This window comes from Paraburkholderia phymatum STM815 (assembly GCF_000020045.1).
GTDB classification, from domain to species: domain Bacteria; phylum Pseudomonadota; class Gammaproteobacteria; order Burkholderiales; family Burkholderiaceae; genus Paraburkholderia; species Paraburkholderia phymatum.
In genome coordinates this window covers 831,819-855,911 of the sequence record NC_010625.1, presented here as the reverse complement: position 1 = coordinate 855,911, position 24,093 = coordinate 831,819, and the positions used below count along the sequence as shown (strand labels likewise).

Here is a 24,093-nt window from a genome sequence, read left to right as displayed (position 1 = left end):
CATCCAGCGGGATTCGAACAACCCGCACAGAGAGGCGACATCTGGGACGGCTTTTCCAGGAGGCGCTTGCCGAACGATGCCATACCCGATCCGACACGAATCTTCGCCGACTGTGCGTGTTTGGCAGACGCGTTACGTCACGGCGGCAAGCCGCCGGCTGCGTTCGTCGTCTTCTCGTGTTCGTCTGGCGCGAAAGCGATCCCGTCCTGCCGGCACATGCGGCGGACCGCGCGCCGCGCTGTAATCAGGCCGGACGGCAGGCCACCACCGGGCATAACCCATTGGCCGATCATCAGGAATCTTCGCAGGCCAGGAAGCGTGGGCGGCAGTGGTCTTACACCCGTCTGAGGCGTGATCAACCAGCCTTCCATGCTTCCTCGCCAGTTGCGCGTGCAACGGATAACGGTAGCGGGTGTCGACACGTCGACCACTTCTATCGCGTCGCGCACACCCGGTATCCACGCATCGAAAAGCGCGATCACGCTGTCCGCCACGCGCCGCTTTTCCGCTTCGTATGCTTGCGGGTCGTGCTCGCTCAACCACGACCAGTATTCCACGTTGCGCGTCGGCAAGGTGCATGTCACGGCGGTCTTGCCGACGGGCGCGAGCGTCGGATCGTAGTGAAACAGCCGGAAGGCAATTTGACGTACCGTCGTTTGCGGGTCGACTATAAGCGGTAGGTCAAGCAGCCGCATCACGAATCCGCACTGTTGCGAAAGATCGCGTGCCACGCCGAGGCTCACCTGCAGAAACGAGGGGAACGGCTCGTAGGTGCGATACAGGTGAGCCATGCGTGGTCCGACATATCGCCCATCGAGCAGACCGAAGATGGTCGTGTGCCCGTCAGCGGCTGAGATGACCCAGTCCGCGTCGATGTGCTCGCCGTCGTCGAGCAGCACACCCACTGCTGTGTCGTCTGCCACAAGTATCTGCCTTACGCTCGCGCCTGTGCGCAACACACCGCCGATCTCCTGCAGGTTCTGTGCGATCGAACCAGTCACAGCTTGCGAGCCGCCCACCGGGTAACCGGCATTCCCGTTGGCGTTCCACGCGAGTGCGAAAACGAGCGCGAGCACCGCGAGTTGTGCGTTTTCTCCGTCACCGAAGAAGCCGCGCAGCAACGGATCGCTGAACCGCTTGCCATAGGCTTCGGATGTGATATGTGAGAGGCGTTTCAGAAGCGGCGCATGGCGCAGCAATGGCAGCCCGGTCGCAAACCGGTGCTGCCAGGTGCCGCCCAGGGCTGGCAGCGGGCAGTGGCACAGGCTGCGGACGGCGTGCAGGAACTGGCGGATCTGCACTTCGTCCTGCGGTGCATGCCGCAACAGCTCCGCTTCGAGCCGTTCGAGATCCGAGTAGATGGACAGACGCTCGCTGTCTTCGCTTTCGACGCGTATCCACTCTTCGGGATAGACGAAATGCAGGCGGTCAATATCGAACACTTCGCGCCATAACGCGTGCATCGGGTCGTGCTGATTCGAGCCGAGCAACCAGTGGAGACACGCCTCGAACGTATATGCGCCGCGTTGCCAGCTGGTGGCAAGTCCGCCTGGCCGTTCGTGCTGCTCAAGCACGGTGACGGGGTATCCGCACTTGCGTGCGTAGATTGCGGCGCACATGCCAGCCATGCCGGCGCCGATGATGACGACCTTTCGGGGAGCGGGGTTCACGGCTGCGACTCCTGCGAGGTATACGGAGCGTATTGGGTGCCAGAGTGTGTGGAACCTTCTATGGACGCTGGCCGCACGCATCGACTAATGTGCGGTGCGGTTCAGTGCTACTGTTGATCTGTATCAAGCGCAGCGAACCCGGGTGCCTTTCGCCGGACGACCGCTTCCGTGTATCCCTCACCGGCGTATCTTTCAGATGAAATACAAGGACTATTACGCGATCCTGGGCCTCGAGCGTACGGCCGCTCAGGAGGACATCAAGCGCGCGTATCGGAAGCTCGCGCGCAAGTACCATCCGGACGTCAGCAAGCACAGCGACGCGGAGGATCGTTTCAAGGAACTGGGCGAGGCCTATGAGGTGCTCAAGGATCCGGAAAAGCGCGCCGCCTACGACCGGATGGGCACGCATTGGCGCACCGGAGAGGACTTCCAGCCTCCCCCTAACTGGGATGAAGGTTTCGAATTCAGCGGTGCGGGAGAAGAGGGGGCAGCGCATGCCAGTCTCAACGAGTTCTTTGAAGCGATGTTCGGCGGTGCGCGAACCGCGCACGCACGGCGTCGGGCTTCGCGGGCGATGGGAGAGGATCACCACGCGAAGGTGGTCATCGATCTCGAGGATGCCTATCGCGGAGCACAACGCTCAATTTCTCTGCAGTTGCCAGTAATCGATGAGCATGGCCATGTATCGCTGCAATCACGCACCTTGAACGTGTCGATTCCGAAAGGCGTGCGGGCCGGGCAGCACCTACGGCTTGCCGGCCAGGGAGGAACCGGCGCGGGGGGCGGCTCACCGGGGGATCTCTACCTGGAAATCGCGTTTCGCGAGCATCCGCGTTTTCGCGTCGATGGCGCCGATGTGTCGATTGAGTTGCCGGTTGCGCCATGGGAAGCAGCACTTGGTACGCACGTAACGGTGCCGACGCCCGATGGATGGGTGGAAATGACCGTGCCAAAAGGGGCGGCAGGCGGCACGCGTATGCGGCTCAAGGGCAAGGGAATTCCCGGGAGCCCGCCCGGGGACATGTACGCAATCTTGAACATTGTATTGCCGCCGGCCGACAGTGAGTTGGCTAAAGCGGCCTACGACACGATGCGGCAGGCGTTCAACTTCGATCCGCGTGCGCGGTTTTATGGGTAGTTCATCATGAGAGAATTTGAAACGACCAGTCTGTCTGCTCAGATTGTTGATGAAAATATGGAGTTCACGCTCGTCGAGTTGAGTCGAGTAAGCGGCGCATCGGAAGAAGAGATCACGCTTTGGGTTGCCGAGGGCGCACTCGAGCCAAAAGGCGCTGCGCCTCAGGAATGGCGGTTCAGCGGGGCCTCACTGCGGCGCGTGCGCACCGCTTGTCGGCTGACTCGCGACCTTCAGATCAATGCGCCGGGAATTGCGCTCGCCCTTGACCTGCTCGACGAAATCGAAGCGCTGAGGAAGCGGGCTGGCCGTCAGCACGATCATTGAACAGGACCGTATATGCATCAGATCCGGTTGGGCCAGCAACCGGCTCTCTCAGGGCGGCCGAGCGAGGTTTCCACAGGCCTCGTGAGCTTCGCAAAGGTCTATGGAAGTGCGAACGCTGCCAGGTTTCGCTTCCTGGCGGCGACTTTAAGCGGCTGAGTGTGGCGCCCACTGCCTCAGCTCGGCGGACGATTACAGCGATGGAGTCTACTTCGGATAAGCGGGCGCCATCGCTTTTTAAGTCGCGGCCGTGTGCCACAGCCGGTGTGCCGACGCCTTTTCGAGCAGGTCCGCGCGTGCGGCGTGCCCGTCATGGACACAATTGCTGGCGCAACGGGGACAGCTTTCGTTCGTTCTACGGGCGCGGGGCGTTCGATCTCCGGTCAGACGCTACTGATCGACGGAGATTCGCGAAGCGCCTCGCAAGGCGATATGCTGCGAAGGGGAAGTTCGCGGTCCCGCGTCAATGAAGCGACGCTATGATCCCGGTTTGAACACTTGCCCCGATATCGCCGACCATGTGCTCCACCCCCGAGCAAACTCCCCAAAGCCGGATCGACGCGGGTATGCATGATCTGCGCGTGACGCGCTACGGATTCCTGCTGCTCGACAACTTCTCGCTGATCGCGCTAGGCGCGGCCGTCGACCCTTTGCGGATCGCGAACATGCTCGTCGAGCGCAAGGTCTACGAGTATCGGCTGATTGGAGCCGGTAACGAGTACGTGTGTTCGAGCGACGGGATTCGCGTGTTGCCCGATATGTCGATGGCCGAGGCGGGGAAATTCGATGCCGTGTTCGTCGTCGGTCCGAATCCGATTCCGCGCAAGGGGATCGGCGCCGTGCTCGATTGGCTGCGCTATCACGCACGCAGCGGAACCGCGCTCGGCGGGCTCGATACGGGCAGTTATTTTCTGGCGCGCGCGGGTCTGTTGAACGGCTACCGATGCACGATTCATTGGGAAGACCAGGACGTGCTGCTGGAGCAGTTTCCGAGGTTGACCGTCTCGAACCGTCTGTATGAGGTCGATCGCGACCGCTACACGTGCAGTGGCGGCGTTGCGCCGCTCGACCTGATGGTGCATCTGCTCGGCATGCCGCCCGGCAGCCATTCGCTGTCGGCGCGCGTGCTCGAACTGCTGGTCGCCGAGCGGCGCAGTCACGAGCAGCGTCAGGTCACGTCGCTGCGGCAGTACATCGGCGCCGAGCACGCAAGACTGGACGAGGCCTTGCAGGTCATGGAGAGCAACGTCGAGGAACCGCTGTCCGTCGCGGAGATCGCGACGTTTCTCGACGTCTCGCAGCGGCAACTTGAACGATGGTTTCAGGAGCGCCTCGGCAAGACGCCCGCGCAAGCGTATCTGGAGATCCGCCTGCTGCGCGCGCGGCAGTTGCTGTATCGAACGGCCAAGCCGCTGGAAGAAGTTTGCGCGCGCACGGGCTTCACGTCGCTGACCCACTTTTCGACTCGCTACAAGACGCAGTTCCATATTTCCCCGATGGCCGACCGCAGGCGCTATCAGAAGGCGCTCTGAACCCTCGTCAGAAGCAAACACGCGGGGACCCGCGACGCTCGTGGTTAACCCTCGATGTCGAAAACAAAAACTCCTGTGTCGCATCGGGAAATATTCGAGCCGGTCAGAACCCTAACATGAGGCTCACTTCAACTGGATTTTCACCGAGGAGCCGAGCACATGAAACTTGAGAACCTGATCCGCATCGAGAACGGCGAGAAAGTGAAGCACACGTTCTCCGGCGCCGAATATGCAAGCCGTCAAGGCAAGCTGCGTGAGCTGATGGCGCGCGAAAACATCGACGCGGTGCTGTTCACGTCGTATCACAACATCAACTATTACGCGGACTTTCTGTACTGCTCGTTCGGCCGCAAATACGGCCTCGTCGTGACGGACAAAAAGGTCGTGTCGATCTCGGCGAATATCGACGGCGGCCAGCCGTGGCGACGCACGGTCGGCGACTACAACGTTGTCTATACCGACTGGCAGCGCGACAACTTTTTCCGGGCCGTGCAGGGCGAGATCGATAACCGGGGCCGCGTGGGCGTCGAGTTCGACCAGCTGCCCGTCGAGGTGCTGAGCAAGCTGAAGGCAGCGCTGCCCTCCGTCGAGTTCGTCGACATCAGCGCGCAGACGATGCGCATGCGCATGATCAAGTCGGCGGAAGAAATCGAACTGATCAAACATGGCGCGAACGTTTGTGACGTCGGCGGCGCCGCGTTGGCGGCGGCCGTGCATGAAGGCGTGCCCGAGCATGAAGTGGCGCTCGCGTCGACGCAGGCGATGGTGCGCGAGATCGCGCGACGCTTTCCCGATTCCGAACTGATGGACACGTGGACGTGGTTCCAGTCGGGCATCAACACCGACGGCGCGCACAACCCCGTCACCACCCGGAAGGTACAGAAGGGCGACATCCTGAGCCTGAATTGTTTCTCGATGATCGCCGGCTACTACACGGCGCTTGAACGCACGATGTTCTTCGATCACTGCCCGGACGAGCATCTGCGGCTCTGGAAGATCAACGTCGAGGTGCATGAAGCGGGTCTCAAGCTGATCAAGCCAGGCGCGCGCTGCGGTGACATTGCGAACGAGCTCAACAAGATCTACGCCGAATACGGCGTGCTCAAGTACCGGACGTTCGGCTACGGCCACTCGTTCGGCGTGCTGTCGCACTACTACGGCCGCGAAGCGGGCCTCGAACTGCGCGAAGACATTGATACCGTGTTGGAGCCGAACATGGTCGTGTCGATGGAGCCGATGATCATGCTGCCGGAAGGTCTGCCGGGGGCGGGCGGTTATCGCGAGCACGACATTCTCGTAGTCGGCGAGAAGGGCGCGACGAATATCACCGGCTTTCCGTATGGGCCGGACCGCAACATCATCGGAGGCTGACGGCCGAGCGAAGCCCTGCGGCTCAGGCCGCAGGCGAATCCACCAAGGCAGGAGGCGTTGTACATGTTTTCAAAAGAACAGACGATCGCGGGCTTCGATCCCGAACTGTCGGCCGCGATGCTGGGCGAGCGTCAACGACAGGAAGATCACATCGAGCTGATCGCGTCGGAAAACTATGCGAGTCCGCGCGTGCTCGAAGCGCAGGGTTCCGTGCTGACCAACAAGTATGCGGAAGGGTATCCGGGCAAGCGCTATTACGGCGGATGCGAGCATGTGGACGTGGTCGAATCGCTGGCCATCGAGCGGGCCAGGCAGCTGTTCGGCGCTGGGTACGCCAACGTTCAGCCGCATAGCGGATCGCAGGCGAACGCGGCCGTCTATCTCGCGCTGCTCGCGCCCGGCGACGCCATGCTTGGCATGAGCCTCGCGCACGGCGGCCACCTGACGCACGGCGCGAAGGTGTCATTTTCGGGCAAGGTGTTCAACGCGGTTCAGTATGGCGTCGACGCGGCGACGGGACTGATCGACTACGACGACGTCGCGCGGCTCGCGCTCGAACATCGACCGAAGATGATCGTGGCCGGCTTCTCAGCGTATTCGCGCGTGCTCGACTTCGCGCGCTTTCGCCAGATCGCCGACAGCGTCGGCGCATTTCTGTTCGTCGATATGGCGCATGTGGCCGGTCTCGTTGCGGCAGGTCTCTACCCGAATCCAGTTCCATTTGCGGACGTCGTGACGACGACCACGCACAAGACGCTGCGCGGTCCGCGGGGCGGTCTGATCCTCGCGCGCGCCAACGAAGCGATCGAAAAGAAGCTCAGCGCGATGGTCTTTCCAGGCACGCAAGGCGGCCCGCTGATGCATGTGATCGCGGCGAAAGCGGTGGCGTTCAAGGAAGCGCTCGGCGCGGAATTCGTCGCGTACCAGAAGCAGACGCTGAACAATGCGCGCGCGATGGTGGGCGTTTTCATCGAGCACGGCTACAAGGTGGTGTCGGGCGGCACGGACGATCACCTCTTCCTCGTGGATCTCGTCGATAAAGGGATCACGGGCAAGGACGCGGACGCGGCGCTCGGCCGCGCGCACATCACGGTGAACAAGAACGCGGTGCCGAACGACCCGCAGTCGCCGTTCGTGACGAGCGGCATTCGGATCGGCACGCCGGCCATCACGACGCGCGGATTCGATGAGAACGATGCAAGGCTGACGGCGTCGCTCGTCTGCGATGTGCTCGACAGTATCGGCGATGAGCGGACGGAGACACACGTGCGCGACCAGGTCGCGCGACTGTGCGCGCGATTGCCCGTGTACAGAGGGCTGTGACAAACTTCGGCGCCGCACATCGGCATGCAGAACAACGCGACGCGTAACAACGAGGAGACAGTGATGAAGCAAAGCGTGGTGATAGGGGAACTCGCGGCGCCCGAGTACGCGCGCCGCATCGGCGATGGCTGGCCCGTGCTAATTCCGCTCGGTGCGCTGGAGCAGCACGGGCCGCATATGTCGATGAACCCCGATGTGCTGCTGCCGACGGCGATCGGCATCGCGGTCGCACGAAACATCGAAGCGCTGGTCGCGCCCGCGATCGCCTACGGATACAAGTCGCAGCAAAAGAGCGGCGGCGGCAATCATCTGTGCGGCACGACGAGTCTCGATGGTCATACGTTAACGTCGACCATCAAGGACATCCTCAAGGAATTCGCGCGGCACGGCGCACGTTCGATCTGCCTCATCAACGGCCACTTCGAGAACTCGATGTTCGCCGTCGAAGGGATCGATCTCGCATTGCGCGAGCTGAAATGGGAGGGCACTTGCGATCTGCAGGTCGTGATGCTGTCGTATTGGGACTTCGTCACAGAGACGACGATTGCGCGTATCTATCCCGATGGCTTTCCGGGCTGGGCCGTCGAGCATGGCGGCGTGCTGGAGACGTCGCTGATGCTGCATCTGCATCCGCATCTGGTGGACATGTCGCAAGTGCCCACGCATGCGGCCGTCACCTTTCCGCCGTATGACGTGTTCCCGCCGATCCCTGAATGGACGCCCGCATCGGGATGTCTGTCGTCGGCCGCGAATGCATCGGCGGAGAAGGGGAAATTGCTGTTCGACGTCTGCGTGGAAGGTATGTCACAGGCGCTGGGCGAAGCGTGGCAAGCGCGTGCGAAAGCATCGCGGGCCTGACAACGGGGAGAGAGCGATGAGCGCGCATCAGAGCAGTCATTCGCACCATGCAGTGGACGCCGACAAGGCGTGGAGTATCGAGCAGCACGCGATCGACCCGATCCCGCGCGAAGACCGGCATGGCACACCCGCCGAGCTCTTCAAGATGTGGATAGGCGCAAACACGAACTATGTGGTCGTCGTCACGGGCGCGCTGGCGCTGTCTCAAGGGCTGTCGCTATGGCAAGCGCTGCTCGCCATTCTGGTCGGCAATGCGTTGGGATGCTTCGTGCTGGGCCTGACGACCATCATGGGGCCGAAAACGGGCACGTCCGGGATCATGACGTCGAGAAGCTCGTTCGGGCAACTCGGCTCTTTCCTGCCAAAAGCCGTCAGTCTGATTTCAGCGCTGAGCTGGTTTTCGATCAACTCCGTCGTCGCTACCCAGGCGCTTGAAACGCTGCTGAAAATGGGCGGCTTTCATAGTCATGCAGTCGTGTGGGTATCGCTCGCGATCATTCTTGCTGCGGAGATCGTGCTCGCCATCTTCGGCCACGCGACTATCATCGCCGCCGAAAAATGGATTGCGCTGATACTCGCAGTGCTTTTTGCCGGACTTGCAACGTTCGTCTTGCCGCACACCAGTCTCGCCATCGCCTCTCAGGTCAATCACGGCGGCGGATCGCTCAGCACGTGGCTGATTGCGATGGGGATCGTGTTTTCCTATCCGATCGGCTGGGCCAATTTCGCTTCCGACTACAGCCGCTATTTCCCCGCGGAAACGAGCTGGAAGAAGATCGTGCTGGCGGCGGGCGGCGGTCAGTTCGTCGCGCTGATGTTCTGCGAAGTGATCGGCGTGCTGTTCGCGACGGCACTCGGCGGCTCGCTCGGCGAAGACCCCGTGAGTCAGCTCGGCCGCTTTCTGCCGACATGGTTCATCGTGCCGTTGCTGTTTGCGATTATTCTGGGCGGCATCGCGGCGAACGTGCCCAATGGCTACACGGCGGGTCTCGGTCTTCTCGCGCTGCGCATTCCCATCAACCGTGTGACGTCGCTGGCGATCATCGCGTTGTTCACGCTGTCGTTTCGCGTCGTCACCGTGTTTTATGGGCAGTTCTTCGACATGTATCAGGTGTTTCTGAACTACATGGTCTTCTGGACCGCCCCTTGGGCCGCGATTGTCGTCGTCGATTATTTCATGCGTGGCGGCCACTATCGCGCCGACGACTGGATGAAGTGGGGCAGCGGCGCCTACTGGTACACGAACGGGATTTTCTGGCCGGGCATCATCGCGTGGGTGCTGGGCATCGTGGCGTCGATCGTGTTCTCGAACTCGCCGACCTACGTGAGCCCGCTGATGCGCGACTATCTCGGCTGGGGCGATCTGAGCTTCGAGTGCTCGCTGCTGACAGGCGGCGTCGCCTATTTCCTGCTTGCTCGCCGACATCCGCTCTTCCTCAGGGCATCGGCCAGCGATCGCTTGCGCGGCGACGTCCATTCCACTTCGATCTGATCGGTATTGTCCGAGGTTGCCCGCTGTATCCGCAGGCGTCGCACGACGTTAGCGGATACAGCGGGTTTTTTTGCGTTTACGCGTGTCTGGACGCCTTCGCTGGCGTATACCCTCGATGTCGGAAACAGCGAACACGATGTCGAAAGCGGAAATTTTCCGTGCTGTTGGACTCCTACCATGCACTCACACCGTTCGATCATCATCAGGTCTGGAGAGAGTCAATGAATACGAAACAAGCTTTACATGGCGAGTCCGCGAGCGGGATCGCGTCCGTCGACGGCATGCGGGACAGCACATCGGGCGACAGTTCCGCAAACGCAGCCGTTGATCCAAAGCTGCTCAGACGTGCGGCCTTCGCGAGCTTCATCGGCAACTTCGTGGAGTGGTTCGATTACGCGTCGTACGGCTATCTCGCGACGATCATCGCCGTCGTTTTCTTTCCGAAGACGGACGGAAGCGCGGGCTTGCTGGCGGCCTATGGCGTGTTCGCTATTTCGTTTATTGTGCGACCCGTCGGCGGCATTGTGTGGGGGCACTTCGGCGACAAGATCGGGCGGCGCGCGTCGCTGTCGCTGTCGATTCTGATCATGTCCGCGTCGACGTTCGTGATCGCGCTGCTGCCGACCTATGCACAGGTCGGCGTGCTCGCGCCCGTTCTGCTTCTGCTCGTGCGCGTGGTTCAGGGCTTCTCCGCTTCGGGCGAATATGCGGGCGCGTCGGCGTTTCTCGCTGAGTATGCGCCGTCGAACCGGCGCGGCTTCTATACGAGCATCGTGCCCGCCAGCACGGCGGCGGGTCTGCTGTTCGGCTCGATTCTGATTGCAATCATGCATGCCGTGCTGAGCAGCGAGCAACTGCATTCGTTCGGCTGGCGTCTGCCGTTTCTGCTCGCCGCGCCGTTTGGCCTGATCGGCCGATACATTCGCGTGAAGCTCGAAGACACGCCGCGTTTCAAGGCGCTCGAACAGCAGAGCCACGTCGCGCGCGCGCCGATCGCCGAACTGCTCGGCAAGCATCGCGGCAAAATGCTGATCGCGTTCGGCGTGACGTGCCTGAATGCAGTCGCGTTCTATCTGGTGCTGAGCTACATGCCGACTTATCTGTCGACGGAACTGGGCATGGACGAAACAGCATCGTTTATCGCCGCGACGATCTCGCTGACGGCTTATATCGGCCTGATCTTCGTGATGGGCGCGTTATCGGACCGGCTGGGCCGCAAGTCGATGCTGATCGGCGCGTCGATCCTGTTCGCGGTGCTGACGGTGCCGCTCTTCAAGGGACTCGGCGGCGCGGGCTTCATGACGATCGTCGCAATCCAGATTGCGTTCGGCGCGTTGCTGACGATGAACGACGGCACGCTGCCTTGCTTTCTGTCGGAGATCTTCCCGACGCGCGTGCGTTACAGCGGCTTCGCATTCTGCTTCAACGCGGCCAATGCGCTGTTCGGCGGCACGGCGCCGCTGGTCGCGACATGGTTGATCGGCGCGACGGGGAGCAAGCTCGCGCCTGCGTGGTATCTGGTGGGCGCAGCCATCGTCGCGTTGATCGCTATGAGCGTGAGCCGCGAAACCTCGCATGCGCCGCTTGCCGACGAGTAAGCCTCCATGCGTATCGCAGCCGATCAACACGGGTTACGGACGCGTGCCGACGGCGCCGGGAGCCATGCCGTCGCCCCCGAAGGAGCGCGGCCCGTGACGTTTGGAATCGTCCTGTTGCCGAATTTCACGCTGACTGCGTTTTCCGGCTTCGTGGATCTCTTGCGTCTCGCGAGCGACGAGGGCGATTTCAGCAAGCCGGTCCGGTGCGCGTGGACGGTAGTCGGCGAATCGCTTACGCCCGTGAGAGCGAGTTGCGGCATTCAGATCCAGCCGTGGCAAACCTTCGACGATGCCGGCAGCTTCGATTACGTCGTCGTGATCGGCGGTCTGCTCCATTCGGGACCGGGCGCGAGCGATGCGACGCTTCGCTTCGTTCGTCATGCCGCTGCGACTGCATCGACACTCGTGGGCATCTGCACGGGCGTGTTCGCGCTCTCACGCGCGGGCGTCATGGACGGCTATCGCGTGTGCGTCAGCTGGTTCCACTACTGGGACTACGTTGCGCGCTTTCCCGGCGTCGACGAAACGTTGCTCGTCGCCGACCGGCTTTTTGTGATCGATCGCCGCCGCATTTCGTGTTCGGGCGGCCGGGCGTCGATCGATGTGGCCGCCGCGATTTTGCAAAGACATATCGACGCTGCGACCGTGCAAAAGGCGCTGCGCATCCTGCTCGTCGAGGACGCGCAGCGGGCGAGCGCGCCTCAACCGCATCCGCCCGGCACCAAGCCCGTCACACATCCGCGCGTGAAGCGCGCGGTCCATCTGATGGAACAGCACATCGGGCGGCCGTTGAACCTCGAGGAACTGGCCGAACGCGTCGATATGTCGGTGCGCCATTTGCAGCGGCTGTTCAAGACGCAAACGGGCGAGTCGCCGCTCGCATACGCGCGGCGCATGCGGATCAGGACGGCTGCGTGGCTGCTGACGGACTCGGATCGAACGGTGGCGGAGATCGCCGCGATTTGCGGTTTCGCCGACGCATCGCATTTGGGCCGCGAGTTTCGCAAGGAGTTCGGCCTCTCGCCAAATGCCTATCGCGCCGATCGGGTTCGCGCGGATGCCGGGAGCGGGCAGGAGCCGCGGCCGGGATTCGCGAGGTCGTTGACTTGACGATCAATGTGCACGCGCGCCGCTCGAACGCATGAACGGCAGCGCGCGTGTTCGCCCTAACTATCGCGTGGCGCGTCGACAGTGTTGCTGCTGTAGAGCGGCACAGTCTTGCCGCCCGCAATGCTGTTAGCGATAATGCGTTCGCCGCAGGCCGCAGGCGTCGATTCTCGCGCTGGTGGAATGGAACGCACCCGCGAAACGCCGGCGCTCTCGCGCGTCCATGTGGCTCGTAGCATATTGGTTTGACATCGGTCAATCAGTTTGCGCCAGATCGGCGGTGTGATGTGCATGTCGTTTTGCAGCGATCGTAGCAGTCATGGACACGGACAGGGTCGGCCGAAACGCGAGTCCAGCGGTCTCCAACCAGCGAGCTTAGGAGGCGTTGCACGAACTCGTGCTCGGTCGCGAGGAGCTGCTGCTGGTTGCCGAACTCGGACTCGTGATGACACTCTTCACCGACGCATCGCGCGCGTGCCCGGGCATGCTGAAGGGCGAGGCGAATCTGCCGGCGCGCCTCCTGAGTTCGGGCATGCTGCTCACCATCGCGCTCGGCGTGCTGTTTGCGATGGTCGTATTCCGGACCCTCACCTGGCGGGAGGCGGGCATCCTTGCGGCCATCCTGGCGCTGACGGACGCCGGGCTGGCTGGCAAAGAAGGGGGACCGCTTCGTATTACCAGGCAGAAGCTGGCCCTTTGAACACCGTCATCCTCAAGCTGTTACGGTCGACAACCACGATGAGCGATCACGGTCGCTTCTCTGATCGATGCCTGCACGAGCCGTTCAAAGCCAGGTGCCGCCCTGGCGTTCCGTCGGCTCTTGTGCGAGCGCGTCGAAATCGTGAATCCAGTCCAGATGATGCAGCAGGCTATCGCGTGCGCGAAGACGGGCGTTGCGCGCCTGTGCCTCGGGTCCGTCCGGCAGATGCAACACATCGGCCGTTGTGATCGAGGCGTATTGCACTTTGCGCGTGCGGCCCCGCCGAAGCCGCTCGTACGCCTCCTGCGCTTCGCGCCAGCGGCCCGCGCCCGCTTTGGCCAGTTGCGCCGCCAGCACCACGGCATCTTCGATCGACTGATTGGCGCCCTGGCCGTGGTGCGGCACGAGCGCATGCGCGGCATCGCCGATGAGCGTCACGCGTCCCTTGCTCCAGCGTCCGAGCGGCGGGCGATGAAACAGGCCCCAACGCTGGCTGATCGGTACGGCCGAAATCATTTGCACCACTGCCGGATGCCAGTTCTTGAAGAGGCGCAATTGCTCACCCTCGCTCGCAGGCGTGACCCAGTCCCGTGACGGCCACGGCGAGGGATGGCGCTCGACCAGCAGGAAATTCTGATCGCCCTTGTCGCCGATGGGATAGTGAAGCAGATGGCCGTGCGGTCCGACCCAGAACTGAATGGCCTCGGGATCGGGCAGCAGATCCATGCGTTCGGCCGGCACCACGCCACGAAAACCTGAGCAGCCTGAGTACAGGGCGTCGTCATAGCCGAGCATCCAGCGTCGCGTGATCGAGCGCGCCCCATCCGCGCCGATCACGAGATCGGCGTCGATGCGCTGTCCGTTAGCGAAACTCAAAGTCGCGTGATCCGGATGCTGCACGATATCGGTCAGCCGATGCCCAAGATTGATGCGATCGAGGCCGACCGCGCTCGACAGCACGGCCTGCAGATCCGCGCGGTGCACGCCCCAATAGGCGCCTCCAAACTGCTGGCGATAACTCGGTTCGCCGCGATGCTCTCCAATGACTTCGCCGTTGCGCCCGTCCCGATAGATCAGCGCGGGAATTTCGGCGCACACGGCATCGAAGGCTTCACCCAGTCCCATCTTCTCGTAAAAGCGCGTGGCATTCGCCGACAGCGCAACTGCCGCTCCGACCTCGCGAAGTTCGTCGGTCTGCTCGTAGAGCTGTGCATCGACGCCGTGTTCTCGCAGAGCAAGCGCGAGGGTGAGGCCTCCGATGCCAGCACCGATGATTGCGATCTTCAGATCCAGCTGTTTCATGAAGTGTCTCCAGTATTCAGACTGCGTGTTTGCGTCGGCATGGCACCCCGCGCTGTGCCGAAGCTGGTGTGTGTGCCGTGTCTGAATTCTCTGCAGTGGTGGCGCATTTCGCAATAAAATGGCCAGAATCCGCAACATCACTGAAATCAATGAACGAGGAACGCCCGGGTCATGGAGTTGAGCGATGTTGATCTGAATCTGCTGCTGCTTTTCCAACGGTTGATGCACGAACGGCGCGTATCGACCGTGGCCGAGCAGATGAACATGAGTCAGCCTGGCGTCAGCAACGCGCTCGCCAAACTGCGTCGAAGGCTGGGGGACCCGCTGTTCGTGCGTGGGCCAGGCGGCGTGGTGCCCACGCCGTTCGCGTTGAGCCTGGCAGAGCCCGTCTCTCAGGCACTCGCGATCCTGCACGACGCACTCAATCCCGAGACCGGTTTCGATCCACTGCGCGTCACGCGCACAATCACGATCGGCATGACGGACATCGGCGAGGTCGTCTTTCTGCCCGCGCTTGTCGAACTGCTATCGCGCGAGGCGCCTGGCATCGCGCTCAATACCGTTCGCGACACGAGTGTCAATCTGAGCAACGAGATGGCAGAGGGCAGGGTCGATCTCGCCATCGGTCTGCTGCCACAGCTCAAAGGCGGGTTCTATCAGCGGCGCCTGTTCAATCAGCGCTATGTCTGCCTTTTCAGGCGCGGCCATGCGCTCGAAGGTGCGCCGCTCACGCTCGCGGCGTGGCGAGAAGCCGAACATCTGGTGGTGGTGTCAGCGGGCACCGGACATGGTCAGGTGGACGATTGGCTGAAGCGTCGAGGCGTGCAGCGCCGAGTGCGCTTGACGGTGCCGCATTTCATGAGCGTCGGCTATATTCTGCAACGCACCGATCTGATCGCCACGGTGCCGGAGCGATTGGCTTTGCAACTGGCAGCGCCGTATTCACTGAGCCTGCGCGCATTGCCTTCGACATTGCCCGCTGCGCCCATCCATTTGCTTTGGCACGCGCGAGTCCACCACGACGAAGGCAATCGCTGGCTGCGCGGGATGGTGATCGACCTGTTCGCAGACTCGTCGTCGCAAACGCGCAGAACGAAGACTGCGAAAGCTGAGGTTGGCCGGTGATCTGTCCGCTTCGATGAAGCAGCGACGATGGCCGAACGGCCTGCTATGCGGATTCCAACTTGCGGCGAAGCGCTCGTAACCCTGCTCGAAGGTTACGGCGTCGAGTACGTATTTGGCATTCCGGGCGCCAGATGTGCTCGGCCACCTCGCGCGTGCTCGTCGAGCGCCCGATCGCGGAGGCGCTCATCGCGCGGCTTGCCGAGCGGGTGACGCAGCTGGTCGTCGGCGATCCTTTCATGCCCGGCGTGCAGATGGGACCGCTGACGAATCGTGCCCAATACGAGCGCGTGCAGCGCTATATCGCGCAAGGCAAGGCCGACGGTGCGCGCAAGACGATCGAAGTTGCAGTGCCCGCCGGTCGGGGCTATTTCGTCAAGCCGACGATTTTCGTCGATGTCTGCGCGAATAGCGCGGTGTGGCGCGAGGAAGTCTTCGGGCCGGTTCTCTGCGTGCGCCCGTTCGACACGGAGGGCGAAGCAGTCGGCATCGCGAACGATACCGAGTACGGTTTGGTCGCAACGGTCGTCATGGGCGATATAGCCCGCCAGAAGCGCGTAGCCGACGCGCTGGAAGCGGGCGTGGTCTGGATCAACGCACCTCAGGTGATCTTTCCGCAGACCTCGTGGGGCGGTTACAAGCGCAGCAGCATCGGCCGCGAGCTGGGGCCGTTCGGGCTCGCCGCCTTCCAGGAAATCAAGCAGGTGTTGTCGGCAGCGAGAACCGCCTGACGAATCCCCGGAAACCCCACCTCATGAGTTCACGTCATGGCCCGCATGCAGAGATTTCGATTGTTGGCGGATATTGACCCACATACAGTTCATTCACCTTCCGGGCGGCCGATGGGCATGCCGGATGGCCCCCCAGCGACAAGGCGTACAGGAGATGACCATGCAGGACTTCAAGCGGAGCCGAAGGCAGGCAATCAAGACCATTGGCACAGCGCTCGCCGCCACGGCGCTGCCAATGCCCTTCATCAGCACTGCTAAAGCCCAGCAGAGCAGCTTCGCGGGCAAGACGCTGCGGCTGCTTACCTGGTCCGACGACACGGGCGCGGCGGCACTGCGCAACATCGCCAACACGTTCAGCAAGAAGACGGGCGCACAGGTCATCGCCGACCGCGCGGACGGCACCTCGGGCATGGTCGCAAAAGTGAAGGCTGCCGGTACCCGTCCGACCTACGACGTGATCACGCTCGCCGGCGTCGGCGCCGCAGGTCTCGGTGAAGCGGGGCTGCTGGCCAAGCCGGATCTCGACAAGCTGCCGAACCTGAAGGACGTTTTGCCGCAATACCGCACGGGCGCAAACGGTTTTGGCATTGGCTATCTGCTGTGGTCCGACGGCCTCATTTACAACACATCGACTGTGAAGACCGCGCCGACCTCATACGAAGCGCTGTGGGACCCGAAATACGCAGGGCGTCTGTTCCTGCCGCCGCCAGAGTGGGCGGAAGCAGTCGATCTCGCGATCATCGCCGCGAAGCTCGTGGGTGGCTCTCAGCAGAACATCGAGCCCGGGTTCAAGAAGCTGGCGGAGCTGAAAGAGCGGGTGATGACGCTCGGCGAAAATCCGAATCAGGTGGCGGACCTGTTCCGCACGGGTTCGCTCGATATCGGCGGCATCTATTCACCGGCATTCTTCCCTGATCAGATCAGGAAGCCGGAGTACAAGATGGGCGTCACGTACGGAATGAAGGAAGGCTTCGCGACGCAGCTCATGTTCTCGGTGATCCCCAAGGCTCATCCTGGCGACATCGACCTGATTCATGCCTTCATCAACCACACGCTCGATGCCGGCGTGCAAGGCCGCATGGCTGCCGATGTATTGAACGGCCCGGTGAACTCGAAAGCGCTGATACCCGCCGACAGCCGCGCATTCGTGCCTTCACCTCAGCAGATCGCCGAGAAAGCCGTCTTGCACGACGACAAGGCGCTCGCGCTCGTGCAGGCGGCGTGGATCAAGCGTTATACCGAGATCTTCTCGGCCTGACGATCATGTCAGCGCTTTCTTCCCGCCGCGTGGGGACAGCGGCAGCCGCAGCCGACGCCGCGAGATGCGGCGACGCGCCGGCGTTGCCGCGCGTGCCGGCGCTGTTGCTGCTCGCGCCGATCCTCGTTTTTCTTGCCGTGCTCATCGCCGCATCGCTCGCGGTGCTGCGGATGAGCTTCGGGGTGTCGGGCAACGAGTGGCGTGCGTTCACGCTACAGAACTACGCTGATCTTCTCGACGGGTACTTTCTGCACTCGCTGTGGCTGACGCTTCGGCTCGCGTTCCAGAGCATGACCTGCGCGGTGCTGCTCGCGATTCCCGTGGCGCTTGCCATGGCGCGTACCGAGTCGAGGCTCGTGCGCCGGCTCCTGCTCGCGGGCGTGCTCCTGCCGCTGCTCGTGAATCTGCTGCTGCAGGGCTACGGCTGGCTTGTGATCCTCGGGCCCGCGGGGCTGCTCAATCATGCGCTGCTCGGCGGCGGTCTGATCCATCGCCCCTTGCAGTGGCTATATCGCGAGAACGGGGTGCTGCTCGGCTTGATCCAGACGGCGTTCCCGCTGGCGGTGCTGCCGATATCGAGTGCCATGCGCGCGGTTTCGCGCTCCTACGAAGAAGCTGCCGCGACACTCGGCGCGACCCGTTGGCAAACGCTGCGCCACGTGATGTTGCCGCTCGCGATGCCGGGGCTCGTCTCGGGCGCGCTGCTGGTCTTCGCATACAACGCGAGCGCATTTGCCGTGCCGCTCCTGTTGGGTGGCCGACGCGTGCCGATGCTCGCCGTGCTGGTGCACGACCAGGTAGCGCCGCTGCTGAACTGGCCGGCTGCGGCTTCGTCGGGCGTCGTGTTGATGGTCGCGACGCTCACCGTGATGACGCTTTCGCAGCGACTTGCGCGCAGCATGAAATACGACGCGGAGTCCCGCCCATGAGTACGCTACGCCTTCGGGCGATCATGCCGGGCCGTCTAAGCCGCACGACGGGTCTGCTCGCGACGATCGTGCTGTTTCTCGCCGCGCTGCCCATCCTGACCATGATCACGATGTCATTCGGCAACTCGGAGACGCTCGAATTCCCGCCGCAGAGCTACGGCCTGCACTGGTATCGCGCCGCGTGGCAAACGTTCGTGTCGTCGGATGCCAGCGATACGCTATCGATGGGCACGGCGCTTACGACGAGCCTGCTGGTCGCAGTCTCGACGATGATGATCGCCACCGCCGTGTCGGCGCCCGCGGCGTATGCGCTGTCGCGCTACCGCTTCCGCGGCAAGGCCATCATCGAACAGCTCGTCGCGTTGCCGCTGGTGTACCCGCTCGTCATGCTCGGTCTGTCGCTGCTGCTGGTGTTCAACGTGCTGCCGATGGAGTTCGGCATGTTGCGCCTGATCGTCGCGCATGTGATTCTCGCGTTGCCGTTTACCGTCAAGAACTGCGCGGCATCCATCGCGTCGATCGGTCCCGAGTTCGAGGAGGCGGCCTGCCTGATGGGCGCGAGTCCGCGCCGCGCAATCTTCGATGTCGTGTTGCCACTCATGCGGCCGGGCATCCTTGCAGGCATGCTGTTCGCGTTCATCATCTCGTTCAACGAATTCACGGTGACGTTTTTCCTGTACAGCATCAATACGATGACGTTGCCGGTGTGGCTCTACAGCCGCACTGTGTCGTCGCTCGACCCGACCGTGTTTTCGTTTGCCGTTTTCATCGTGCTGATCGACTTTGCGTTGATCTGGCTGCTCGAAAGGCTGGTTGGCGATGAAGGCGTCGCACTGTAACCGCGTCCGCCCGGGCGGACGCGGGCACAAGGATCTTCCATGACCCACTTGACACTCCAGTCCATCACCAAGCGCTTCGATACCACGTACGCAGTCGATCATGTCGACCTGAGCGTGCCGGACGGGAAGCTGGTCTGCTTTCTCGGGCCATCCGGCTGCGGCAAGACTACGCTGATGCGGATCATCGCCGGTCTCGAAACAGCCACGGCGGGCACGGTGACATTTGCCGGCCGCGATCTGACGCAGGTGCCGGCCAACCGCCGTGAGTTCGGCATGGTGTTCCAGTCGCTTGCGCTGTTTCCGCACATGACCGTAGCGGAAAACGTCGCCTATCCGCTGCGGCTGCGCCGCGTCAACCGGGGGGCGCAGGTCAGACGCGTCGCCGAGTTGCTCGAGATGATCCAGTTGCCACACATGGCGCAGCGCAAGGTCGCGCAATTGTCCGGCGGACAGCGGCAGCGCGTCGCGATCGCGCGAGCGATTGCTTCCTCTCCGAAGCTCCTGCTCCTCGACGAGCCGCTATCCGCGCTCGACGCAAAGCTGCGCGAAGCGATGCAGGTCGAAATCCGGCTGCTGCAGCAGCGCCTGGGCATCACGACGATCATGGTCACGCACGATCAGCGCGAGGCGATGACGATGGCCGATGAAATCGTCGTGATGGAAAAAGGCCGCATCGCGCAAGTGGGCAAACCGCTGGACATCTACCGTGAACCCGTCAACGAGTTCGTCGCGGACTTCATCGGGCTCGGCAACATCCTGCCTGTGACGTTCGACGGCGGCCAGATCGGGCTGCCCGGCGGGCAATCGATCGCAGTGAAGCCGGCGATGCGAGCCCCTGGCGGGCCCGATGATATCCGGCTTCTGATTCGCCCCGAGGACGTGTGTGTCAGGCCCGCGACCGCGACCCCGGGCCAGAACACCCTGCCAGGCACGGTGACGTTCGTGCGCGACGTCGGGGCGTCGATCGAGGCCACGATCGACTGCGAAGGCTTCACGCTGACGGCGGCCACGACGCCGCGCGAGACACCCGGCCTCCATGTCGGCATGCGGGTGTTGGCCGAATTGCCGGCGCATGCGTGCAAGCTCATCGCCGCGTGCACCGCACATTGAATCCTTTTTACTACGACAAAGCAGCACGACGCGTCGCCGCGGCAGCTAGGTCCGTAACTCAAGTGGGCCATCCGATCTTCTGTGCTTGACGAAGCGAGCCTCGCACGACCATGCGATGGAACGGCGCGATCAGCGCGATATAAGCACGGCCGAGCAGGCGATTGTAGAAGACGAGCGTCGTCACGATCACCCGGCGGGAGCATTCATCGGATGGCGGCTGCACGAGTACCGACACGCGGAAATTCAAATGCGTGTCGTCCTCTCCGAGCACGATCTCGTTCGGATATCGCCCGAATACGCGGAAAATGTTTATCCTGTCGCCGCCTGCGGCCCAGAGATCCGCGGCGCGCTTCAGACCAAACGGCCGTACTAGCAAGTCGCGCAATTTCAGCAGCGCCGCAATCCATTCGGGCTGATGGTCGAAGATGTGCCGGGCGATAAACTCGGCGTCGTGGGACGCGCCCTCCGGCAGATCGACCGAAAAAGCGTCGGCAAAATCGGCTCGGCCGTACGAGGACATCAATCGTGAGGCCGGAGGCAAACCGGCCTGTTCGATCTTCGCGTCTGTGTGCATATCCGATTACCGAAATGAGGTTGGGCCAGCTCCATGCGGTCGGATCAGAGAGATCCCGCCATCGACCGCTCGACAGTTGCCCAATATATACCGGGGCGTATCTTTGCACTCGAGAATGCGCTCGCTCCGCCTCAATGCCCCTCGGCCCGGAGCACGGCATCCGCGCCGGCGAAAATACGCAACGGATTTGACGGATCGTTCACTGCGCGCCACACGGCTTCGGCCACATCGGAGCGGGTGATGGGCGTGGCCATCCCCAATGCCTCATGCGGATGTTCGACGTTCTACAGGGGAGGGGGCAGGTACCCTAATCGCTGACGATTCTGTCGCAAGGTGGCAAATTGAATATTGCCCAATATGCGGGACGACCCGAATTGCTGCGTCCCGACACTCGCCCTACCATCAGCGGAACCTTGCGCGCCTGCACTGACAGCCAGAGACGGAAAAACCGCATCGACGCGTTGCGTCGTCACCGCAGCGCATGGCATCACGATGGATGCGTTCAGTGCGATCGAGCCAGCTCTTCAAGGGTGAAGGTCGATTCAATACACTAAAGAAGATCTGTATCTCGGGCTGCACGCTGTGGTGGATCTCAATTTCAGGCAAGCCATGTCCGGCGACTCGGAATGGCTATTCGACACGTACAAGCGAACGATGAGGGTCTTCGTCGCCCAGGTGCATGGATGGGACGAGGACTCGCAACGGGCAGGGTTCGCAAAAAGCGTTCGCCAGGGTACCTGTCAGATCCTGATGTGCGAAGGGAAAAGAAGCGGCTTTGTGCACTGGGAGATCGAGCCCGATCTCATCTGGCTAAGGATGCTTTGTGTCGTACCGGACATGCAAAACAAGTCGATCGGCAGCCAGGCGATTGCGCAAGTCATGTCGTTATCCAGTCACTTGCAAAAGCCGCTGTACTTGCATGTCTTCGCAAGCAACCGGTTCGCCTATGACTGGTACAGGAAGATCGGATTTGTTGAAATCGAAAATGATGGCGGCGTTTGCATCATGGTGTTCGATTCTTCGTCACAGTCGGGCATGGCTCAGCAGCACGCATAGCATCGAGATATTCCCTCTGGAGAGCACCTTGTTGGCCAAAGCCGACGGTCGATGATCACATCCTGTGTGACGGCTGATCATCGCTTCACTGACATTCGCAAACCCGTGCCGACGAATATCTTCTCTTCGTCGCTCTCTCCCTATCGTCATTACAACGCGGACGCTGGCAAATTGTTCGACCAGCCAGGAATGCGGGCATTGAGTCGCTACCCCCCCGGATTACTCATCTCTTTGATGTCGTAATCACGAACAACGCGCCGGCCGGTGCGCGATTTCGTCAAGTTCATGTCAGGTCCGGACCTGAGTAGGTGACGATTTAGTGTGACGAACGGTTAGTTGAAGCGTCTCGTCCGGAGCCGGGTTCTCTGCCTTGACGATCACCGAAGCCGACCGTGGGCTTTGCCTTCAGCAGCGTCGACGGCCCCATCCGGAATTCATCGTCCGTGCGGGGTTGCGCACGAAGCGCTCGCCACGGAACTCGCGCTTGATGATGACGAGACGCAATTCGTTCGTCACGTCGCTTTACGTAAAACCTCGACGTCCACGGCCGCCGCCTTGCATCGGCTTCTCGCGCGGAGTTGTGACGTTCGCAGAATCAAACCGAAGGACAGCAGCGGGTCGTGTGTTGCCGTTGGCGCAATGATTTCGTTGATTGCACACCGATTGACGGCCACGTCATCGTAAGCTATGCCATGAAGCCAGAACGCCTGACGCACGTGCGAAGAAAAGACCAGACGCGCGAACGCCTGTTTGACGCCGCGCGGATCATCTTCCTGGAGAAGGGCCTGGCGGCGACGAGTGTGGAAGACATCGTTGAGGCCGCCGGTTATACGCGTGGCGCGTTCTACTCCAATTTCTGCGGCAAACAGGAACTGCTGACAGAACTTTTGCGGCGCGATCGCAATGAAATGCTGGCCAATCTGCAGGACATCATTGAGGAGGGCGGTACGCCCGAGGAGGCGCAGACGCGCGCGATCGCTTACTACAGCAGGGACTATGTTGAAAGCGATAGCTTCCCGCTCTGGGTCGAGGCTCAACTCCTTGCACGCCGCGCCAACGCGTTCGGGGAGCGCGTTCGCGCGTTCGGGCGCGAGAAACTTTTCTGCAGGTCGGTGCGCACATACGGATGCTCATGGCGGATGGCGACAAACGATTGCCCCTTGAGGTAGACGCGTTCGCGCTCGGGTTGGTTAGCCTGTGCGACGGCGTGCAGTTTCTCAGGATGTGCAATCCGCAGGCAGTAACCGACGAGGCGATTCAATCCGTGTTAGTCGGATTCCTTTCGTGGTTAGTGTCCGTTTCCGCCTCGACAGTAGATTGATTGTAGAAATGGAATATATCGAAAGCTTGCGCCTCTTCCGCACTATCGTCGAAGTCAAAAACTTCAGACGCGATGGCGAAATGATGGACTTCTCGCCCTCGGTTGTCTCGCGGTCGATTGCATCGCTGGAAGAGCGACTGGGAACACGACTGTTTCACTGATCGACCCGGCAGTTCTCCTTGACCGAAGCCGCGGAGCGTTTTTACGAGGCCTGTTGTCGCATTCTCGACGCGACCTGTACGTTATTCACGCCGGACGCCCAAATCTTCTCGCCGTTTCTCGGCTGGATGCGCCCTGCGTCATTTTTTGCGAAGGTCAACGCAGCGTCTGGAGAAAGAAATAGCGCATATCGACATCTGCGTTAGCACGATGGGGGCCCGACGTGCAACCGGTTACTTCGTCTATGAATGGGGGGCTAAAAGATGGGTCTGCGGTGCGTTTCCAGTGCGTCGATGTTTTCGAGTTCGACGACGATGGGACATCGAGCGGATGATCATCGTCTACGATACCCATCCGATTCGCAGTACGGTAGGTGACAAATGGGCGTAGCCGAATCGATGTAACTCGTTACCGATGGCTGGCGATTGCGGAGGGCTGGCGCCGGCTTTGATCGCCACGCACTCGCACGGTATTCATTGATCACGCCGACATCCGCCGGTAGCTGAAGCATGGCACTTCCTGCGCGTCCGCCATCAGCCGCTCACCCAGAGGCTCCAATTCTTTCCCGAGGGCAGTAGGGGA

General features: G+C 61.9%; 20 protein-coding genes and 4 pseudogenes. 20 read left to right on the top strand and 4 right to left on the bottom strand.

The genetic code is table 11. The annotated features are described in order from the left end of the window. Positions 1 to 137: 137 nt before the first annotated feature. Complete coding sequence (locus BPHY_RS31305) at positions 138 to 1,751, bottom strand: phytoene desaturase family protein (RefSeq protein WP_157686873.1); 1,614 nt, start codon at positions 1,749 to 1,751, stop codon at positions 138 to 140. Positions 1,752 to 1,866: 115 nt separating this feature from the next. On the opposite strand from BPHY_RS31305, the gene BPHY_RS31300 reads away from it, so the two are divergent. The 10 genes from BPHY_RS31300 to BPHY_RS31260 all read left to right on the top strand — a co-directional run bounded on the left by BPHY_RS31300 (position 1,867) and on the right by BPHY_RS31260 (position 13,110). Beyond that, positions 1,867 to 2,808 (top strand): DnaJ C-terminal domain-containing protein, encoded by a 942-nt coding sequence (locus tag BPHY_RS31300; protein WP_012405481.1) that lies wholly within the window; start codon positions 1,867 to 1,869, stop codon positions 2,806 to 2,808. Positions 2,809 to 2,814: 6 nt separating this feature from the next. Next, positions 2,815 to 3,132 (top strand): chaperone modulator CbpM, encoded by a 318-nt coding sequence (locus BPHY_RS40230; RefSeq protein ID WP_012405480.1) that lies wholly within the window; start codon positions 2,815 to 2,817, stop codon positions 3,130 to 3,132. 563 nt (positions 3,133 to 3,695) lie between these two features. Next, entirely contained in the window at positions 3,696 to 4,661 is a 966-nt protein-coding gene (locus BPHY_RS31295) for a GlxA family transcriptional regulator (RefSeq protein ID WP_041765702.1), read from the top strand. Positions 4,662 to 4,820: 159 nt separating this feature from the next. Next, a complete protein-coding gene (locus BPHY_RS31290) occupies positions 4,821 to 6,032 on the top strand; it encodes a M24 family metallopeptidase (RefSeq protein ID WP_012405477.1) in 1,212 nt (403 codons plus the stop codon). 63 nt (positions 6,033 to 6,095) lie between these two features. Then, on the top strand, positions 6,096 to 7,355 hold the full coding sequence (glyA, locus tag BPHY_RS31285) for a serine hydroxymethyltransferase (RefSeq protein ID WP_012405476.1): 1,260 nt from the start codon (positions 6,096 to 6,098) through the stop codon (positions 7,353 to 7,355). Positions 7,356 to 7,418: 63 nt separating this feature from the next. Next, complete coding sequence (locus BPHY_RS31280; protein ID WP_041766103.1) at positions 7,419 to 8,213, top strand: creatininase; 795 nt, start codon at positions 7,419 to 7,421, stop codon at positions 8,211 to 8,213. A 16-nt stretch (positions 8,214 to 8,229) separates the two neighbouring features. Next, positions 8,230 to 9,705, top strand: a complete 1,476-nt coding sequence (locus tag BPHY_RS31275; protein WP_012405474.1) for a purine-cytosine permease family protein — start codon at positions 8,230 to 8,232, stop codon at positions 9,703 to 9,705. Positions 9,706 to 9,986: 281 nt separating this feature from the next. Beyond that, positions 9,987 to 11,303 (top strand): MFS transporter, encoded by a 1,317-nt coding sequence (locus BPHY_RS31270; protein WP_052306240.1) that lies wholly within the window; start codon positions 9,987 to 9,989, stop codon positions 11,301 to 11,303. A gap of 93 nt (positions 11,304 to 11,396) precedes the next feature. Then, positions 11,397 to 12,413, top strand: a complete 1,017-nt coding sequence (locus tag BPHY_RS31265; RefSeq protein WP_012405472.1) for a GlxA family transcriptional regulator — start codon at positions 11,397 to 11,399, stop codon at positions 12,411 to 12,413. A gap of 382 nt (positions 12,414 to 12,795) precedes the next feature. Further along, a complete protein-coding gene (locus BPHY_RS31260) occupies positions 12,796 to 13,110 on the top strand; it encodes a hypothetical protein (protein WP_041765700.1) in 315 nt (104 codons plus the stop codon). 84 nt (positions 13,111 to 13,194) lie between these two features. Here the strand turns inward: BPHY_RS31260 and BPHY_RS31255 are convergent, their stop codons facing one another. Then, positions 13,195 to 14,412, bottom strand: a complete 1,218-nt coding sequence (locus tag BPHY_RS31255) for an FAD-dependent monooxygenase (RefSeq protein WP_012405471.1) — start codon at positions 14,410 to 14,412, stop codon at positions 13,195 to 13,197. A gap of 171 nt (positions 14,413 to 14,583) precedes the next feature. On the opposite strand from BPHY_RS31255, the gene BPHY_RS31250 reads away from it, so the two are divergent. The 6 genes and pseudogenes from BPHY_RS31250 to BPHY_RS31225 all read left to right on the top strand — a co-directional run bounded on the left by BPHY_RS31250 (position 14,584) and on the right by BPHY_RS31225 (position 20,401). Further along, the gene (locus BPHY_RS31250; protein WP_012405470.1) at positions 14,584 to 15,537 is read left to right on the top strand and encodes a LysR family transcriptional regulator; all 954 of its coding nucleotides are present in this window, start codon (positions 14,584 to 14,586) and stop codon (positions 15,535 to 15,537) included. A 128-nt stretch (positions 15,538 to 15,665) separates the two neighbouring features. Then, positions 15,666 to 16,265 (top strand): annotated as a pseudogene (locus BPHY_RS31245) (aldehyde dehydrogenase family protein); the annotation flags it as partial. A 160-nt stretch (positions 16,266 to 16,425) separates the two neighbouring features. After that, positions 16,426 to 17,523, top strand: coding sequence for an ABC transporter substrate-binding protein (locus BPHY_RS31240; protein ID WP_012405469.1), 1,098 nt, complete (start codon positions 16,426 to 16,428; stop codon positions 17,521 to 17,523). Positions 17,524 to 17,528: 5 nt separating this feature from the next. Beyond that, complete coding sequence (locus BPHY_RS31235) at positions 17,529 to 18,452, top strand: ABC transporter permease (RefSeq protein WP_012405468.1); 924 nt, start codon at positions 17,529 to 17,531, stop codon at positions 18,450 to 18,452. After that, on the top strand, positions 18,449 to 19,291 hold the full coding sequence (locus tag BPHY_RS31230; protein ID WP_012405467.1) for an ABC transporter permease: 843 nt from the start codon (positions 18,449 to 18,451) through the stop codon (positions 19,289 to 19,291). The genes BPHY_RS31235 and BPHY_RS31230 overlap by 4 nt, the downstream gene beginning before the upstream one ends. Positions 19,292 to 19,330: 39 nt before the next feature. Then, positions 19,331 to 20,401 carry an ABC transporter ATP-binding protein gene (locus BPHY_RS31225; protein ID WP_012405466.1) on the top strand — a complete coding sequence of 357 codons (1,071 nt, stop codon included), beginning with the start codon at positions 19,331 to 19,333 and terminating at the stop codon, positions 20,399 to 20,401. A 58-nt stretch (positions 20,402 to 20,459) separates the two neighbouring features. Here the strand turns inward: BPHY_RS31225 and BPHY_RS31220 are convergent, their stop codons facing one another. Next, positions 20,460 to 20,975 carry a DUF2867 domain-containing protein gene (locus tag BPHY_RS31220; protein WP_012405465.1) on the bottom strand — a complete coding sequence of 172 codons (516 nt, stop codon included), beginning with the start codon at positions 20,973 to 20,975 and terminating at the stop codon, positions 20,460 to 20,462. Between the two features lie 131 nt (positions 20,976 to 21,106). Further along, positions 21,107 to 21,220, bottom strand: a pseudogene (locus BPHY_RS41500) (short-chain dehydrogenase/reductase); the annotation flags it as partial. A 364-nt stretch (positions 21,221 to 21,584) separates the two neighbouring features. Between BPHY_RS41500 and BPHY_RS31215 the strand changes: the two are divergent. The 4 genes and pseudogenes from BPHY_RS31215 to BPHY_RS41310 form a co-directional block, all read left to right on the top strand. After that, positions 21,585 to 22,031 (top strand): GNAT family N-acetyltransferase, encoded by a 447-nt coding sequence (locus tag BPHY_RS31215; protein ID WP_012405464.1) that lies wholly within the window; start codon positions 21,585 to 21,587, stop codon positions 22,029 to 22,031. A gap of 692 nt (positions 22,032 to 22,723) precedes the next feature. Beyond that, complete coding sequence (locus BPHY_RS31210) at positions 22,724 to 23,200, top strand: TetR/AcrR family transcriptional regulator (protein WP_244257774.1); 477 nt, start codon at positions 22,724 to 22,726, stop codon at positions 23,198 to 23,200. A gap of 160 nt (positions 23,201 to 23,360) precedes the next feature. After that, positions 23,361 to 23,582: pseudogene (locus tag BPHY_RS42695) on the top strand (LysR family transcriptional regulator); the annotation flags it as partial. Next, a pseudogene (locus BPHY_RS41310) lies at positions 23,583 to 23,901 on the top strand (nuclear transport factor 2 family protein); the annotation flags it as partial. Positions 23,902 to 24,093: the final 192 nt, after the last annotated feature.